Genomic DNA, 16,732 nt, shown 5'->3' with positions numbered 1-16,732 from the left:
GACGCACCATGACCACCCTCACCGTGATCCGCCCTCGCCTCGAAGATGTCGAAGGCCAGCCCATCCTGCGCCCGCTGCCATCGCGAGAATGCCGTAGCGTCGGGCCGTTCGTGTTTTTCGACCATATGCTGGCGACCCGCTATGCACCGGGCAGCGGCATGAATATCCGCCAGCATCCGCACATCGGCCTGTCGACCCTCACCTACCTGTTCGAAGGCACCTTGCAGCACAAGGACAGCCTCGGTTCGGACCAAATGGTTCAGGCCGGCGATGTGAGCTGGATGACCGCCGGCAGCGCGATTGCCCACGTCGAGCGCACGCCCGAAGCAATCAAGAGCAAGGGGTTCAGCCTGCATGGGCTGCAAGTGTGGCTCGCCTCCCCCAGGGACCACGAGAGCGGCCCGGGGCATTACAGCCACCATCCGGCAGCCAGCTTGCCCACCAGCGACAACCTGGGCGTGCAGGTCCGCCTGATCGCCGGCAATGGCTTCTGCCTCAAATCACCGGTGCCGGTGCTGTCACCCACGCTGTACGCCGATGTGCAGATGCAGACGGCCACCACCCTGCTGATCCCCGACGAGCATGAAGAACGCGCGGTGTATGTGCTGGAGGGTGACGTACAGTTGGACGGTGAGCCGCTTGAGGCACACAGCCTGGTGGTGTTGCCGAGCGGACAGGCGATGACCCTGTCTGCCGACAGCGATTGTCACCTGGTGGTGTTCGGTGGCGCGCCGCTGGATGGGCCACGCCGGATCAACTGGAATTTTGTCGCGAGCGACCCGGCCGTGATCGAGCAGGCCCGGCAGCGTTGGGCGGCTGGGGATTGGCCAACGGTGCCCGGTGAAACCGAAAGAATTGAGTTGCCGGTGAGATAGCCGCCTGCTCCCACATTTAACCGCGTTTATCCTGTAGGAATGCGCTCGAATGTGGGAGCAGGCTTGTTCGCGATGAGGCCAGGACAGACGCCAGAGACTTAGCCCTTGAACACTTCATCCAACAAGTTATGCATCGACTGGAACGCCCGCGCAGCGGTCTTCGCGTCGTACATCATCATGCCCGGCACGTTGGCGTGCGGGTCGGTGAAGGAATGCACCGCACCGCCATAGCTCAGCAGTTGCCAATCCACACCGGCCGCGTTCATCTCATCTTCGAACGCCGGCAGTTGTGCTTTCGGCACCAGCGGGTCGGAAGCACCATGCAACACCAGCACGGAACCCTTGATGTTCTTCGCATCCGCCGGGTTTGGCGTGTCGAGGGTGCCGTGAAACGACACCGCAGCCTTCAACGCTGCGCCGGTGCGCGCCAGCTCCAGCGCACAGCAACCGCCGAAGCAGAAACCGAAGGTAGCCAACCTGGACGTATCCACCGCAGCTTCGCTCTGGCCTTGCAGTTGCGCTAACGCGGCCTGCATGCGCTTGTTCAGCAACGGGCGGTCATTCTTCAACGGCATCATCGCCGCACCGGCTTCATCGTTATTCGACGGGCGCACGGTTTGCCCGTACAGGTCGGCGATCAGCACCACGTAGCCTTTGCTGGCGACGCGCTTGGCAATCTCTTCGGCCCCTGCACTCACGCCCATCCAGTTCGGCGCCATCAACAGGCCCGGCAGCGGACCGGTTTGGCTGGCATCGAAGGCCAGGCGGCTTTCATAAGACTGGCCATCAATCTGATAGACCACGGAACGCACAGTGACTTGGCTCATCATTTACTCCAGTTGAGGTTGCACAAGAACGAAAAAACCCGCCGAAGCGGGTTTTTCTACAACGGGGTTAAACCGACAGTTCAACCAACAGCTTGTTCAGTCGGCGCACATAGGCGGCCGGGTCTTTCAGGCTGTCGCCGGCAGCCAGGGCTGCCTGGTCGAAGAGGATGTGCGACAGGTCGCCAAAACGCTCTTCGCTCTGTTCGCCGTCGAGTTTCTCGATCAGCGGGTGAGCCGGGTTGAATTCGAAGATCGGCTTGGAGTCCGGCACCTTCTGACCGCTGGCTTCGAGGATCTGACGCATCTGCATGCCCAGGTCCTGCTCGCCGATGGCCAGGATCGCCGGGGAGTCGGTCAGACGGTGGGAAACCCGCACTTCGCTGACGGCGTCGCCCAGAGAGGCCTTGATCCGCTCAACCAGGCCTTCCTTGGACTTGGCCACTTCTTCAGCGGCTTTTTTGTCTTCTTCGGAATCCAGGTTGCCCAGGTCCAGGTCGCCACGCGCCACGTCGACGAAGGTCTTACCGTCGAATTCGCTGAGGTAGCTCATCAGCCACTCATCGATACGGTCGGTCAGCAGCAGCACTTCGATGCCTTTCTTGCGGAAGACTTCCAGGTGCGGGCTGTTCTTGACCTGAGCGTAGGTCTCGCCGGTCAGGTAGTAGATCTTGTCCTGACCTTCCTTGGCGCGTGCCAGGTACTCGGCCAGGGACACCACCTGCTCGCCGTCTTCGCCCTGGGTGGAGGCAAAACGCAGCAGGCCGGCGATTTTTTCCTTGTTGGCGAAATCTTCCGCCGGGCCTTCTTTCATGACCTGGCCGAAGTTCTTCCAGAAGCCTTTGTATTGCTCAGGCTCGTTCTTCGCCAGTTTTTCCAGCATGTCGAGGACGCGCTTGGTCAGCGCCGACTTCATGGAGTCGATGATCGGGTCTTTCTGCAGGATTTCCCGCGACACGTTCAGCGACAGGTCGTTGGAGTCGACCACGCCTTTGATAAAACGCAGGTACAGCGGCAGGAACGATTCCGCCTGGTCCATCACGAACACGCGCTGCACGTAGAGCTTCAGGCCCTTTGGCGCTTCGCGCTGGTACAGGTCGAACGGCGCGCGGGCCGGTACGTAGAGCAGCGAGCTGTATTCCAGCTTGCCTTCGACCTTGTTGTGGCTCCAGCTCAGCGGGTTTTCGTAGTCGTGCCCGATGTGCTTGTAGAACTCCTGGTATTCCTCGTCCTTGATCTCGGTACGCGGACGGGTCCACAGGGCGCTGGCGCGGTTGACGGTTTCCCACTCAACGGCCGGTGCTTCTTCGCCTTCGGCGGCGGCCTGCTCTTTCGGCAATTCGATCGGCAGGGCGATGTGGTCGGAATACTTCTTGATGATGTTGCGCAGGCGCCAGCCATCGGCGAATTCGTCTTCACCGGGTTTCAGATGCAGCACGATGCGCGTACCGCGATCAGCCTTGTCGAGGGTAGCGACTTCAAACTCGCCCTCGCCTTTCGAAGACCAATGCACGCCTTCGCTGGCGTCAAGGCCGGCGCGGCGGCTGAACACTTCAACCTTGTCGGCGACGATGAAGGCCGAGTAGAAGCCCACGCCGAACTGACCGATCAGGTGCGAATCTTTCTTCTGGTCGCCCGAAAGGTGCTTCATGAAATCGGCAGTGCCGGATTTGGCGATGGTCCCCAGGTGGGTGATCGCATCCTCACGGCTCATGCCGATACCGTTGTCTTCGAGGGTGACGGTCTTGGCGTCTTTGTCGAAGCTCACGCGGATTTTCAGTTCGGCGCCGCCTTCCAGCAACTCCGGCTTGGACAGGGCTTCGAAACGTAATTTGTCGACAGCGTCAGAGGCGTTCGAGATCAACTCGCGAAGGAAAATTTCCTTGTTGGAATACAGCGAATGGATCATGAGGTGCAGCAGTTGCTTCACCTCGGTCTGGAAGCCCAGGGTTTCCTTTTGAGTTTCCACACTCATGGTCATCAAACTCCAATTGGATGGCAGTGGCCGCGCCCTGAAGGGTTGGCGGCGGGTTGTCATCAAAGTTGGGGGCTAAGACCAGGATTTCAAGGGCGGGACACTTCTCCGATCTTGAAATGCGCGCGGGCGGTGGCGATGGGTTCGGCCGCGGTGCTTTGCCAGGCGGTGATCGACACGTTCGCCACCCGTCGACCCTGGCGCCAGACCTGGCACTTGGCGTAAGTGTCGCGAAACTGGCCGGCACGCAGGTAATCCAGGGAAAAGTCGATGATTTTCGGCAGGCCCGGTGCGCCGGTGAATACCAGCAGGTGCAACGCGGCGCAGAGTTCCATAAAGCCTGCAATCACACCGCCGTGCAGCGCCGGTAATATCGGGTTACCAATGTTGTCCTTGTTGGCCGGCAGGCGGAACAGCAGCTCATCGCCTATCCGCGTGCATTCGATGCCGATCAGCTTGGCGTAGGGGATCAGATCGAGCAGCGCCTTGTAGTTGCCGTGCTCATGGGCCTGCTCCAGACGTGTCTTGAAGTGATGTGTCATGCCTGTTCTCCCGTGACTGTACTGCCCAGCCCCTGCGCACCCTTGAGGCGCTTGCCCATACGCATGAACGTCCCCACCGTGTGGGCGACGGGTTGTTGCGGGTCGTCCTGATAAGCGAAACCACGGGTGAAAATCACGTCGGTGGTCACCCGGTAGCACTGGGCAAAACCATACACCGGCTTGTGCGGTTCGGCGGGATGCATGTAGTCGATGCGCAGGTCGAGGGTCGGGCACACCTCGAACTCCGGCAACACGCACAGGGTGGCCATGCCGCAGGCGGTGTCCATCAGCGAGGTCAATGCGCCACCATGGATCACGCCCGTCTGGGGATCACCCACGATCATCGGGCTGTAGGGCAGAACCAGGGTAATCCCCTCCTCGCTGGCTTGATGAACGGTAATGCCCAGCACTTGGCAATGGCGCAACGCTGAAATAAAGCGCTTGGCACGCTCTAACAAGGGATTTTCGGTCATTCGGTTCAGACTCTGATGAATGTGGGGCCGGCGCAGTATGGACCGTCGGAAAAAGTTCCTTGGGAAAATGCTTTATATATCTGTGGGATATAAGGAACTAATGCTGGCCCCATGTGCTCGAAAGGCCAGTAGATATCTTCACTAAGGAGAAACACCCAATGCGCAAGACTTTAGCTATTTCCATGATGCTGGCCGCTGCCCTCGGTCTCGCTGCCTGCGACAAGAAATCCGAAAACAAGGCCCAAGATGCCGCCGCGCACTCTGAGCAAGCTCAGAAAGATATGGCTGCAGCACAGGATAAAGTGAACGAAGCTGCGAAAGAAAACGGCGATGCTGCCAAAGCTCAGGCCGAATCGAACAAAGCCGCAGCACAAGAAGCAGCACCTGCTACCCCAGCAACCGGTTCTTGATACCGGGGCTTGAAATAGCTTGGCTGCAAAAAGAAAGCCCGCTTAGATAGCGGGCTTTACTTTGTCTGCTGTTGGCGCGGAGTGCGATAAACCGGCGCTATGCCTGCAGCGCTTTACGCCACCGGGTCTTTGGCCACGTCCGGCAGCGACGTATCGGTCTGCGTATACACCATCACTTGCAGTACGTCGGAATGAAACTCTCGGCGATACAGCACCAACACCACCCCGGCGCTCATCGACATGAACAGCCAGGGGCTGACAAACCATGCCAGCATGGTCATCCCGAAGTAATAAGCGCGCAGGCCAAAGTTGAACTGGTTGGCCGCCATCGAAATCACCCGCGCCGCCCGCAGGGCAAACGCCTTGCGCTCCTGCTCCGACACGTGCCGCTCGCCGATCATCGGCGCCGACCCCACCAGCACCGCGGCAAAGTTGTACTGGCGCATACACCAGCTGAACGTGAAGAACGCGTAGACGAACACCAGTGCCAGGCACAGCAGCTTGATCTCCGACATACCCTGGGATGCCTGCTGCACCAGCGGAATATCGGCCAGCAATGAAACCGCCCGCTCCGAGGCGCCCAACACGGTGAGAATGCCCGCAAGGATGATCAAGGTGCTGGAAGCGAAGAACGAGGCGTTGCGCTCAAGATTGCCAATCACACTGGCGTCGGCGATGCGGTTGTCACGCAGCAGCATGCGACGCATCCAATCTTCGCGATACAGGTGCAGCACGCTGGCCAGACAGGCAGTGTCGCGTGCTTTCCAGGTGGCATAACGGGTGTAGCCGCCCCAACAGAGGACGAACCAGAGGGCGGCAAGCAAGTGGATCAGGTTGGCTTCGATAAACGGCATGCGGGTCCTTATACACGACAGATTTCATGAACCCGGTTAAGTGTGGGCGCCGGGTTCCAGCTTGAGCTTTGCGTTACTCCTTCGACGTTAGCCCACGGAAAAAGGCACTGCCCGCCGCCCATAAAAAATGCCCCGTATCAATCGATACGGGGCATTTCAATACAGCGTGAAGCCGGGGGTTACGCGACCGCTTCGCTGCGCTTGCCCAGCATGCGGTCAACCACCACCGCGACCACCAGCATCATCACAGATGGCACCAGCCACGCCAGGCCCTGCTCGCTCAACGGCAGGTTGGCCAATTGCGACGGCATCCAGCCCGCCAGGCCGGCGCCCTTGAGCGCATCGATGCAGCCGAAGATGAACGACACCAACATCACCGGGCCAACGATGCGGCTCTGCTCCTGCCAGAAGTCTTTGCAGAAGCTCAAAGCCACTAGCACGATGCATGGCGGGTAGATCGCAGTGAGCACCGGGATCGAAAACGCGATCAGTTTGGTCAGGCCCAGGTTGGACACGAACAGCGAGAACAGCGCCAGGATCACCACCAGGGTCTTGTAGGACAGCGGCAGGATCCGGCTGAAGTACTCGGCGCAGGCACAGGTCAGGCCGACGGCGGTGACCAGGCAGGCCAGGGAGATCAGCACGGCCAGGAAGCCGCTGCCCAGGGAACCAAAGGTGTGTTGCACGTAGGCGTGCAGGACGGCGGCGCCATTGGCGGCACCGGCGGCGATCTCATGGCTGCCCGCCCCGAGGCGGAACAGGCTGACATACACCAACGCCAGGCCGACGCCGGCAATCAGCCCGGCAATGATCGCGTAGCGGGTGATCAATTTAGGCGATTCGACACCACGGGAACGGATCGCGTTGACGATCACGATACCGAACACCAGCGCGCCCAGGGTATCCATGGTCAGGTAACCATTGATAAAGCCTTGGGAGAACGGCGCGGCCACGTATTCCGGGTTGGCGACGCCCACTTCACCGGCCGGCAAGGCAAACGCGGCGATACCAAGGATGGACAGCGCGATGATTTTCAGCGGTGCCAGGAAACGGCCCACGGTGTCCAACAGACGGCCCGGGTACAGGGAGACGAAAAACACCACCAGAAAGTACACCGCGCTGTAGAGGAACAGCGCCAGCGGGCTTTCACCGGTCAACGGCGCCAGGCCCACTTCAAAGGACACGGTCGCGGTACGCGGGGTGGCGAACAGCGGCCCTACCGCCAGATACGCTGCCGCCGCCAGCAGGCCACCGGCGATCTTGCCGATCGGGCTGCTCAACGCATCCATACCACCACCGACCTTGGCCAGGGCGATCACGGTGACCACCGGGAGCCCGACCGCGGTGATCAGGAAACCCAACGCCGCCATCCAGACATGGGGCCCGGACTGCAAACCAACGATAGGCGGGAAGATGATGTTGCCGGCCCCCACGAACAGGGCAAAAGTCATGAAGCCCAACGCCAGGATGTCCTGGCTTTTCAACACTTTCATTTGAGGAAATACCACACTACTGAATCGGAATTTAGAGAGGGCTTCCCTATGGATGAGGGAAATGCTGCCGGCCCTTGTGGGCACCGACCGGTCTAGCGCGCGGCTTCCTTTTGGGATGCGAGCGCTTAAAGAGGCGGCAAGGTTACAGAATTTGGCCGATAAACGCACTGTTGCAGGGCGAACTGTCCGATAAGCGACATTGGAATGTCGTGTTTTCATACTTAATGTGGCAATACAGACAAAAAATGTGGGAGGGAGCTTGCTCCCGATAGCGGAGGTTCAATCACATCATCAGTGACTGAGCCACCGCTATCGGGAGCAAGCCCCCTCCCACATGGGACCAAGTACATTTCAATAAATGGGCCGCCCAGAATGCACAAAGGCCACCCGAAGGTGGCCTTTGCTGGTGAAGCGTCAGTTAAGCGCGAGGCTTACTTGACTGCCCAACCGGTCAGCTCGGCCAAGGCCTTGCCGATGTCTGCCAGCGAACGCACGGTTTTTACGCCTGCGTCTTGCAGTGCAGCGAATTTCTCGTCTGCAGTGCCTTTGCCGCCAGAGATGATTGCGCCAGCATGGCCCATGCGCTTGCCAGCAGGGGCAGTCACACCAGCGATGTAGGAAACAACCGGCTTGGTCACGTGGGCCTTGATGTAGGCAGCCGCTTCTTCTTCAGCCGAACCGCCGATCTCACCGATCATGACGATCGCTTCGGTCTTCGGGTCTTCCTGGAACAGCTTCAGGATGTCGATGAAGTTCGAGCCTGGGATCGGGTCACCGCCGATGCCGACGCAAGTCGACTGACCGAAACCGGCGTCAGTGGTCTGCTTCACAGCTTCGTAGGTCAGGGTGCCGGAACGGGAAACGATACCGACTTTACCTGGCAAGTGAATGTGACCAGGCATGATGCCGATCTTGCATTCGCCTGGAGTGATCACGCCTGGGCAGTTAGGACCGATCAGGACCACGCCCAGCTCGTCGCACTTGACCTTGGCGTCCAGCATATCCAGGGTAGGAATGCCTTCGGTGATGCACACGATCAGCTTGATGCCGCCGAACGCCGCTTCCAGGATCGAGTCTTTGCAGAAAGGAGCCGGAACGTAGATCACGCTGGCGGTCGCGCCAGTGGCAGCTACTGCGTCTTTAACGGTGTTGAACACTGGCAGGCCCAGGTGCTCGGTGCCGCCTTTGCCCGGCGTTACACCACCAACCATCTTGGTGCCGTATTCGATGGCTTGCTGGGTGTGGAAGCTACCTTGCGAACCGGTAATACCCTGGCAGATAACTTTGGTGTCTTTATTGATCAGGACGCTCATTATTTGCCCTCCGCAGCTTTGACAACTTGTTGAGCAGCGTCGGTCAGGCTGGTAGCCGCGATGATGTTCAAACCGCTTTCTGCCAGTACTTTAGCGCCCAGTTCAGCGTTGTTACCTTCAAGGCGAACAACAACCGGGATTTTCACGCCGACTTCTTTCACTGCACCGATGATGCCTTCGGCAATCATGTCGCAACGAACGATGCCGCCGAAGATGTTGACCAGTACTGCAGCGACGTTGGAGTCGGACAGGATGATCTTGAAGGCTTCGGTTACGCGTTCTTTGGTAGCACCACCGCCCACGTCGAGGAAGTTGGCTGGTTTGCCGCCATGCAGGTTGACGATGTCCATGGTACCCATGGCCAGGCCGGCACCGTTGACCATGCAGCCGATGTTACCTTCCAGGGCTACGTAGTTCAGTTCGAACTTGGCAGCGTGCGCTTCGCGCGGATCGTCTTGCGACGGATCGTGGAAAGTCTTCAGCTTAGGCTGACGGTACATGGCGTTGGCGTCGATGTTGATCTTGGCGTCGAGGCAATGCAGATCGCCGTCAGCCTTGATCACCAGCGGGTTCACTTCCAGCAGGGCCAGATCGTGATCCTGGAACAGTTTGGCCAGACCTACGAAGATCTTGGCGAACTGGGCAACTTGCTTGCCTTCCAGACCCAGCTGGAAAGCCAGCTCGCGACCCTGGAATGGCTGAGCGCCAACCAGTGGATCGATAGTGGCTTTCAGAATTTTTTCAGGGGTATCGTGAGCGATTTTTTCGATGTCCACGCCACCTTCGGTGGAAGCCATGAACACGATGCGACGGCTCGAACGGTCAACGACAGCGCCCAGGTACAGCTCTTTAGCGATATCAGTGCACGATTCAACCAGGATCTTGGTGACTGGCTGGCCATTGGCATCAGTCTGGTAAGTCACCAGACGCTTGCCCAGCCACTGCTGTGCGAAGGCCTTGGCGTCTTCTTTGCTGCGAACCAGCTTAACGCCGCCCGCTTTACCGCGACCACCTGCGTGAACCTGGGCTTTTACAACCCATTCGGTCCCGCCGATTTTATCGCAAGCTTCTGCTGCTGCTTCCGGGGTGTCTACTGCGTAGCCCTGGGATACTGGCAGGCCGTATTCAGCGAACAGCTGCTTACCCTGATACTCGTGAAGATTCATGCTTTTTACCGTCTTCGTTAGGTACTGCGCATTCGGCGCTGCGCTCATTATGAGTGCCGCGCCACCTGTGACTGCTGCTTACGCAACTTGCCGGACTCAAGCCCGGTCAAGCTGCGCAAGGCTGCGTCCAGCGGATATTCCGCGGTGAGTCTTGCGCGCAAGGCTCACGACGGGCAACCGCCGTGGTTTCTTATTATCTCGTTTTAGCGCTTCTTCTTGTTCGCGATGTGAATGGCATGACCATTCACTGCCAGCGCGGCTTCGTGCAATGCTTCGGACAGGGTCGGATGGGAGAAAACCATCATGCCGATGTCCTCGGCACTGGTGCCGAATTCCATACCGATTGCGCCCTGCTGGACCAGTTCTGCTGCGCCTGGGCCAATCACATGGACGCCCAATACGCGGTCAGTCTTGGCATCAGCGATGACTTTGACAAAACCACCGGTGTCGTTGGCTGCCATGGCACGACCAGAAGCAGCGAACGGGAAGGTGCCGACGTTAACTTCAACGCCTTCAGCTTTCAACTGCTGTTCGTTCTTGCCGACCCATGCAATTTCCGGGTGGGTGTAGATAACCGATGGGACCAGGTCGTAGTTCATCTGGGTTTTGTGGCCCTTGATGCGCTCGACAACCATGATGCCTTCTTCGGAAGCCTTGTGCGCCAGCATCATGCCGCGAACCACGTCGCCAATGGCGTAGACGCCAGGAACGGTGGTAGCGCAGTGATCGTCAACGTGGATGAAACCACGCTCGTCGATGTTCACGCCGCTGTCGGCTGCCAGCAGGTCGGTGGTCACTGGACGGCGACCAACGGCTACGATCAGCTTGTCGAAGGTGATGGTCTGTTCGCCATCCTTGTCGGTGTAGGTCACGACTACTTCTTCGCCGTTGACCTTCGAGCCGGTCACGCGAGCGCCCAGCTTGATGTCCAGACCCTGTTTGGTCAGAGTTTTCAGGGCTTCCTTGGACACTGCGGTGTCGGCAGCCAGCAGGAACGTGTCCAGGGCTTCGAGTACAGTGACCTGGGAACCCAGGCGGGACCAGACCGAACCCAGTTCCAGGCCGATCACGCCGGCGCCGATCACGCCCAGACGCTTGGGAACTGCTTGGAATTCCAGGGCGCCGGTCGAATCAACGATGACTTTCTGGTCAACAGGTGCTGGTGGAATGTCGATCGGACGCGAACCTGGAGCCAGGATCACGTTTTCGGCTTCGATGATTTCGACCGAACCGTCCGGCTTGGTGATTTCAACTTTCTTGCCGGCCAGCAGCTTGCCGTGGCCTTGCAGGGAAGTTACGCCGTTGGCCTTGAACAGGGTGGCAACGCCGGAGGTCAGGCCTTTGACGATGTTGGCTTTACGGCCGACCATCGCGGGTACGTCCATGGTCACGCCAGCGTGGTGGATGCCGTGGATGGCAAAACCGCTTTGCGCTTCGTGGAATTTCCAGGAGCTGTCCAGCAGCGCCTTGGAAGGAATGCAACCAACGTTCAGGCAGGTACCGCCCAGTGCCAGTTTGCCTTCCTTGTCGGTGTATTTTTCGATGCAAGCAGTCGAGAGGCCCAGTTGTGCGGCCTTGATAGCGGCAACATAGCCGCCAGGACCTGCACCAATCACTACAACGTCAAATTTCTGCGACATGAAAATAGTTCCTCTATTTAGCAGCAAGCTGTCAAGCCGCAGGCCCCAAGCCCGACTGCCGTATCCGGCAGCCTGTCACTTGAGGCCCGCAGCTGCTTCTATCAGATATCCAGCAGCAGACGAGCTGGGTCTTCCAGCAGGTTCTTGATGGTCACCAGGAAAGTCACGGCTTCTTTACCATCGATCAGGCGGTGATCGTAAGACAGCGCCAGGTACATCATCGGACGGATCACGACTTGGCCGTTGATGGCCATCGGACGCTGGATGATGTTGTGCATGCCCAGGATCGCAGCTTGCGGCGGGTTGACGATCGGAGTCGACATCATCGAACCGAAGGTACCACCGTTGGTGATGGTGAAGGTGCCGCCGGTCATCTCGTCGATGGTCAGCTTGCCGTCACGGGCTTTCTTGCCGAAGCCGGCGATGCCGCCTTCGATTTCAGCCAGGCTCATCAGCTCGGCGTTACGCAGAACCGGAACCACCAGGCCGCGGTCGCTGGACACGGCAACGCCGATGTCCGCATAACCATGGTAAACGATGTCGCTGCCGTCGATGGAAGCGTTGACTGCCGGGAAGCGTTTCAGCGCTTCGGTGGCCGCTTTCACGAAGAACGACATGAAGCCCAGGCGCACGCCGTTGTGGCTCTTCTCGAACAGGTCCTTGTACTTCGAACGCAGGGCCATGACTTCGGTCATGTCGACTTCGTTGAAGGTGGTCAGCATCGCCATGTTCGACTGTGCTTCAACCAGACGCTTGGCCACGGTGGCACGCACGCGGGTCATCGGCACGCGCTTCTCGGTGCGGTCGCCAGCGGCGAACACAGGAGCAGCGGCAGCAGGCGCTGCAGCCTTGGCAGGTGCGGCAGCTGGAGCGTTTTTCTTGGCTTCAACGGCAGCAACCACGTCTTCCTTGGTCACACGGCCGTCTTTGCCGGTGCCTTTGATGGAAGCCAGGTTGATGCCGTTCTCTTCGGCCAGCTGACGAGCAGCCGGTGCGGCGATTGGATCTTCGCCACCCGCCGCCGGAGCGGCAGCTGGAGCAGAAGCAGCAACAGCCGGTGCAGCGGCAGCCGGAGCGGCAGCAGCGCTGCCCGCTTCGATCGAGCCCAGTACCTGGTTGGACAGGACGGTATCGCCTTCGTTGGCAATGATCGCGCCCAACACGCCGTCAGCTTCAGCCAACACTTCCAGAACGACTTTGTCGGTCTCGATGTCGACGATCAGTTCGTCACGCTTTACAGCCTCGCCTGGTTTCTTGTGCCAAGTGGCAATGGTGCCATCGGCAACCGATTCCGGGAATGTCGGGGCTTTGATTTCGATAGCCATTATCTGTGGGTCCTTAAAATTCGGTTTCAGTCAGCGCGAAGGCGTTAAACAGTGAAAGCATCTTGCAGGAGTTTTTCCTGCTGCTCGGCGTGCATCGATGCATAACCACAGGCAGGCGCGGCAGAAGCATCGCGACCGGCGTATTCCAGGCCCAGGGCCTTGTTGTGGTTACCAATGCTGCGACGCAGATGATGCTGGCTGCTGTACCAGGCGCCCTGGTTCATCGGTTCCTCCTGACACCACACTACATGAGTGAGGTTGGTGTAAGGCGCGATGATCTCCATGAGGTCATCTTCCGGGAACGGGTAAAGCTGCTCGATACGCACGATGGCGATGTCTTCGCGGCCTTCGGCACGGCGTTTTTCCAGCAAATCGTAGTAGACCTTGCCGCTGCACAGGATCAGGCGAGTGACCTTGGCCGCGTCCAGTGTATCGATTTCTGGAATAACGGTCTGGAACGAGCCTTCCGCCAGATCTTCCAGGGTCGAGATGGCCAATTTATGACGCAACAGCGATTTCGGCGTCAGCACTACCAGCGGCTTGCGCAGCGGGCGAATGACCTGGCGACGCAGCAAGTGGTAGATCTGGGCCGGGGTAGTCGGCACGCACACCTGGATGTTGTGCTCGGCGCACAGCTGCAGGTAACGCTCCAGACGGGCCGAGGAGTGCTCCGGACCCTGACCTTCATAACCGTGTGGCAGCAGCATGGTCAGACCGCACAGACGGCCCCACTTGTGCTCGCCGCTGGTGATGAACTGGTCGATAACCACCTGGGCACCGTTGGCGAAGTCGCCGAACTGGGCTTCCCAGATCACCAGCGCGTTAGGCGTGGTGGTCGAGTAACCGTATTCGAACGCCAGTACGGCTTCTTCGGACAGGAACGAATCGTACAGGTCGAAACGTGGCTGGCCTTCGTACAGGTGTTGCAGCGGGATGTAGGTGCCTGCGTCTTTCTGGTTGTGCAGAACCGCGTGACGGTGCGAGAACGTACCACGGCCGATGTCCTGGCCGGTCATGCGGATCGGGTGACCTTCGAACGCCAGGGTCGCATACGCCATGGTTTCGGCGTAACCCCAGTTGATCGGCAGGCCGCCGGCTTGCATCTTCTGACGGTCTTCGTAGATCTTCGCGACCTGGCGCTGTACGACGAAGCCGTCAGGAATTTCCAGCAGCTTGGCAGACAGTTCCTGCAGAGTCTTCAGATCGAACGACGTATCGTGACGCGCAGTCCAGGCGTGGCCCAGGTACGGACGCCAGTCGACGAACAGCTCTTTGTTCGGCTCTTTGACCAGGCTTTTTACAACATGCAGACCATTGTCCAACGCGTTGCGGTATTCGTCGACTTTCGCCTGAACACGCGCTTCGTCAATCACACCGGCCTTGGTCAGGCTTTCGGCGTACAGCTCGCGGGTGGTGCGCTGCTTGGTGATCTGCTGGTACATCAACGGCTGGGTGCCGCTTGGTTCGTCCGCTTCGTTGTGACCGCGACGGCGGTAGCAAACCAGGTCGATCACCACGTCACGCTTGAACTGCATGCGGTAGTCGACAGCCAGTTGGGTCACGAACAGCACGGCTTCCGGATCATCACCATTCACATGGAGGATCGGCGCCTGGATCATCTTGGCAACGTCGGTGGCGTACTCGGTGGAACGCGCGTCCAACGGGTTGCTGATGGTGAAGCCCACCTGGTTGTTGATGACGATGTGAACGGTACCGCCGGTCTTGAAGCCGCGGGTCTGCGACATCTGGAAGGTTTCCAGGACCACGCCTTGACCGGCGAATGCCGCGTCGCCGTGGATGGAAATCGGCAGAACCTTCTCACCGGTCGCGTCGTTACGACGATCCTGGCGAGCCCGCACCGAACCCTCGACCACTGGAGAAACGATTTCCAGGTGGGACGGGTTGAAGGCCATGGCTAGGTGAACTTCACCGCCGGTGGTCATCACGTTGGACGAGAAGCCCTGGTGGTATTTAACGTCACCGGAACCCAGCTCGACCTTTTTCTTGCCTTCGAACTCGTCGAACAAGTCGCGCGGGTTCTTGCCGAAGGTGTTGACCAGCACGTTGAGACGGCCACGGTGGGCCATGCCGATCACGATTTCCTTGGTGCCGTAGGAGCCGGAACGCTGGATCAGCTCGTCGAGCATCGGAATCAGGCTCTCGCCGCCTTCCAGGCCGAAACGCTTGGTGCCCGGGTATTTGGTGCCCAGGTATTTTTCGAGACCTTCGGCTGCGGTCACGCGCTCAAGCAGGTGGCTGCGCACATCGGCAGACAACACCGGACGGCCACGCACGCCTTCCAGGCGATGCTGGAACCAGTGACGCTGTTCGGAGTCGGTGATGTGCGTGAACTCAGCGCCAATGGTGCGGCAATATGTCTGCTGCAACGCTTCGTGAATTTCGCGTAGGCTCGCTTCCTCTTTGCCGATGAACAGGTCTCCGGCACGGAAGGTCGTATCAAGATCGGCATTGGTCAAGCCGTAATGATTGATCGACAGGTCTGCAGGTGCAGGACGCTTCCAGAGCCCCAGCGGGTCGAGCTGGGCCGCCTGGTGGCCGCGCATACGGTAGGCCTGGATCAGTCGCAGTACTTCAACTTGCTTCTTCTCATGCTCACTGCTCACGCTTCCGGCGGAAACCGGTTGGGCGCGGCGCTGGTTCTTTGCCAGCAGCACGAACTGATCGCGAATTGTTGCGTGCGATACATCGGTGGCAGCGTTGCCGTCTGAAGACAACGTCTGAAATTTGGTGCGCCATTCTTCTGGCACAGCGTTAGGGTCGTGCAGGTAGAGCTCATAAAGCTCTTCCACATAGGCAGCGTTACCACCTGAAAGATAGCCGCTGTTCCACATGCGCTGCATCACGCTTTCTTGCATGCTTGGTCACCCTCGATTTGGGGACACCACCGGCGGCGACACCGAGTTTGCTTGCAAAAGGCCAAGTGCAGCGACCAAAACAAGCCACTTAGGATCACGCTGATAGTTCGGGTACCAACCCGAATGCCCCTGCTTGTCTCATTTCTTCAAAATAAGAGCCGCGGCTTTGTAAGTCGCTGCTCAAGTTAAGACTACGGCGCCGGTTGAAGCCTGCGCCGTAGCATTTACGGGCACAACGGTCCTGCTTTGCTACAACGTCAATTACACGCCGCTTTGCAGCAGCATGTTACGGATGTGACCAATGGCCTTAGTCGGGTTCAGGCCTTTAGGACATACGTTGACGCAGTTCATGATCCCGCGGCAGCGGAATACGCTGAACGGGTCATCCAGTGAAGCCAGACGCTCGGAGGTCTGGGTGTCACGGCTGTCTGCCAGGAAGCGATATGCTTGCAGCAGAGCAGCCGGGCCCAGGAATTTGTCCGGGTTCCACCAGAAGGATGGGCACGACGTCGAGCAGCAAGCGCACAGGATGCACTCGTACAGGCCGTCGAGCTTCTCGCGCTCTTCCGGGGACTGCAGACGCTCGATGGCCGGAGCCGGCGTATCGTTCTGCAGGAATGGCTTAACCTTCTCGTATTGCTTGTAGAAGATGCTCATATCGACGACCAGGTCACGGATAACCGGCAAACCTGGCAGAGGACGAATGATCAGCTTGTTGCCTTTGACCACGGCGGACAGCGGCGTGATGCACGCCAGGCCGTTCTTGCCGTTGATGTTCATGCCGTCGGAGCCGCAAACACCTTCACGGCAAGAGCGACGATAGGAGAACCCTTCGTCCTGCTCTTTGATCAGGGCCAGCACATCCAGCACCATCAAGTCTTTACCACCGGTATTGACCTGGAATTCCTGCATGAACGGCGCAGCGTCCCGATCAGGGTTGTAGCGATACACACTGACTTTCAACAT

At 59.0% G+C, this 16,732-nt stretch carries 14 protein-coding genes; 2 read left to right on the top strand and 12 right to left on the bottom strand.

Features of this window, described 5'->3' with window-relative positions; genetic code table 11:
* Window positions 1-8: 8 nt before the first annotated feature.
* Window positions 9-875 (top strand): pirin family protein, encoded by an 867-nt coding sequence (locus INT12_RS20715; protein WP_017846778.1) that lies wholly within the window; start codon window positions 9-11, stop codon window positions 873-875.
* A 98-nt stretch (window positions 876-973) separates the two neighbouring features.
* Here INT12_RS20715 and INT12_RS20710 read toward each other — a convergent pair whose 3' ends face one another.
* From INT12_RS20710 to INT12_RS20695, 4 genes are all read right to left on the bottom strand, one after another.
* Window positions 974-1,702 (bottom strand): dienelactone hydrolase family protein, encoded by a 729-nt coding sequence (locus INT12_RS20710; RefSeq protein WP_046384193.1) that lies wholly within the window; start codon window positions 1,700-1,702, stop codon window positions 974-976.
* Between the two features lie 67 nt (window positions 1,703-1,769).
* Window positions 1,770-3,674 carry a molecular chaperone HtpG gene (gene htpG, locus INT12_RS20705; RefSeq protein WP_017846776.1) on the bottom strand — a complete coding sequence of 635 codons (1,905 nt, stop codon included), beginning with the start codon at window positions 3,672-3,674 and terminating at the stop codon, window positions 1,770-1,772.
* A gap of 89 nt (window positions 3,675-3,763) precedes the next feature.
* Window positions 3,764-4,216 carry a PaaI family thioesterase gene (locus tag INT12_RS20700; protein WP_017846775.1) on the bottom strand — a complete coding sequence of 151 codons (453 nt, stop codon included), beginning with the start codon at window positions 4,214-4,216 and terminating at the stop codon, window positions 3,764-3,766.
* Window positions 4,213-4,689, bottom strand: coding sequence for a PaaI family thioesterase (locus tag INT12_RS20695; protein WP_017846774.1), 477 nt, complete (start codon window positions 4,687-4,689; stop codon window positions 4,213-4,215). Before INT12_RS20695 ends, INT12_RS20700 begins: the two co-directional genes overlap by 4 nt.
* Window positions 4,690-4,847: 158 nt before the next feature.
* Here INT12_RS20695 and INT12_RS20690 point away from each other — a divergent pair, with 158 nt between their 5' ends.
* Window positions 4,848-5,099, top strand: coding sequence for a hypothetical protein (locus INT12_RS20690; protein WP_017846773.1), 252 nt, complete (start codon window positions 4,848-4,850; stop codon window positions 5,097-5,099).
* 113 nt (window positions 5,100-5,212) lie between these two features.
* Here INT12_RS20690 and INT12_RS20685 read toward each other — a convergent pair whose 3' ends face one another.
* From INT12_RS20685 to INT12_RS20650, 8 genes are all read right to left on the bottom strand, one after another.
* Window positions 5,213-5,953 (bottom strand): DUF599 domain-containing protein, encoded by a 741-nt coding sequence (locus tag INT12_RS20685; RefSeq protein WP_017846772.1) that lies wholly within the window; start codon window positions 5,951-5,953, stop codon window positions 5,213-5,215.
* Window positions 5,954-6,132: 179 nt separating this feature from the next.
* The gene (gene brnQ / locus INT12_RS20680; RefSeq protein ID WP_193040324.1) at window positions 6,133-7,446 is read right to left on the bottom strand and encodes a branched-chain amino acid transport system II carrier protein; all 1,314 of its coding nucleotides are present in this window, start codon (window positions 7,444-7,446) and stop codon (window positions 6,133-6,135) included.
* Between the two features lie 431 nt (window positions 7,447-7,877).
* Window positions 7,878-8,759, bottom strand: a complete 882-nt coding sequence (gene sucD / locus INT12_RS20675) for a succinate--CoA ligase subunit alpha (protein ID WP_003172813.1) — start codon at window positions 8,757-8,759, stop codon at window positions 7,878-7,880.
* Window positions 8,759-9,925 (bottom strand): ADP-forming succinate--CoA ligase subunit beta, encoded by a 1,167-nt coding sequence (gene sucC / locus INT12_RS20670; protein ID WP_017846770.1) that lies wholly within the window; start codon window positions 9,923-9,925, stop codon window positions 8,759-8,761. The genes sucD and sucC overlap by 1 nt, the downstream gene beginning before the upstream one ends.
* 203 nt (window positions 9,926-10,128) lie before the next feature.
* Complete coding sequence (gene lpdA / locus INT12_RS20665; protein WP_017846769.1) at window positions 10,129-11,565, bottom strand: dihydrolipoyl dehydrogenase; 1,437 nt, start codon at window positions 11,563-11,565, stop codon at window positions 10,129-10,131.
* Between the two features lie 101 nt (window positions 11,566-11,666).
* Window positions 11,667-12,890, bottom strand: coding sequence for a 2-oxoglutarate dehydrogenase complex dihydrolipoyllysine-residue succinyltransferase (odhB, locus tag INT12_RS20660; protein ID WP_193040323.1), 1,224 nt, complete (start codon window positions 12,888-12,890; stop codon window positions 11,667-11,669).
* Between the two features lie 44 nt (window positions 12,891-12,934).
* Window positions 12,935-15,766: a 2-oxoglutarate dehydrogenase E1 component gene (locus tag INT12_RS20655; RefSeq protein WP_017846767.1), complete on the bottom strand. Its 2,832-nt coding sequence runs from the start codon at window positions 15,764-15,766 to the stop codon at window positions 12,935-12,937.
* A 261-nt stretch (window positions 15,767-16,027) separates the two neighbouring features.
* Entirely contained in the window at window positions 16,028-16,732 is a 705-nt protein-coding gene (locus INT12_RS20650; RefSeq protein WP_017846766.1) for a succinate dehydrogenase iron-sulfur subunit, read from the bottom strand.

Origin of the sequence: Pseudomonas sp. K8, assembly GCF_014889455.1 — a bacterium.
GTDB classification, from domain to species: domain Bacteria; phylum Pseudomonadota; class Gammaproteobacteria; order Pseudomonadales; family Pseudomonadaceae; genus Aquipseudomonas; species Aquipseudomonas veronii.
The sequence above is the reverse complement of the archived record's forward strand: the minus strand, read 5'-3'. Positions and strand labels throughout refer to the sequence as shown.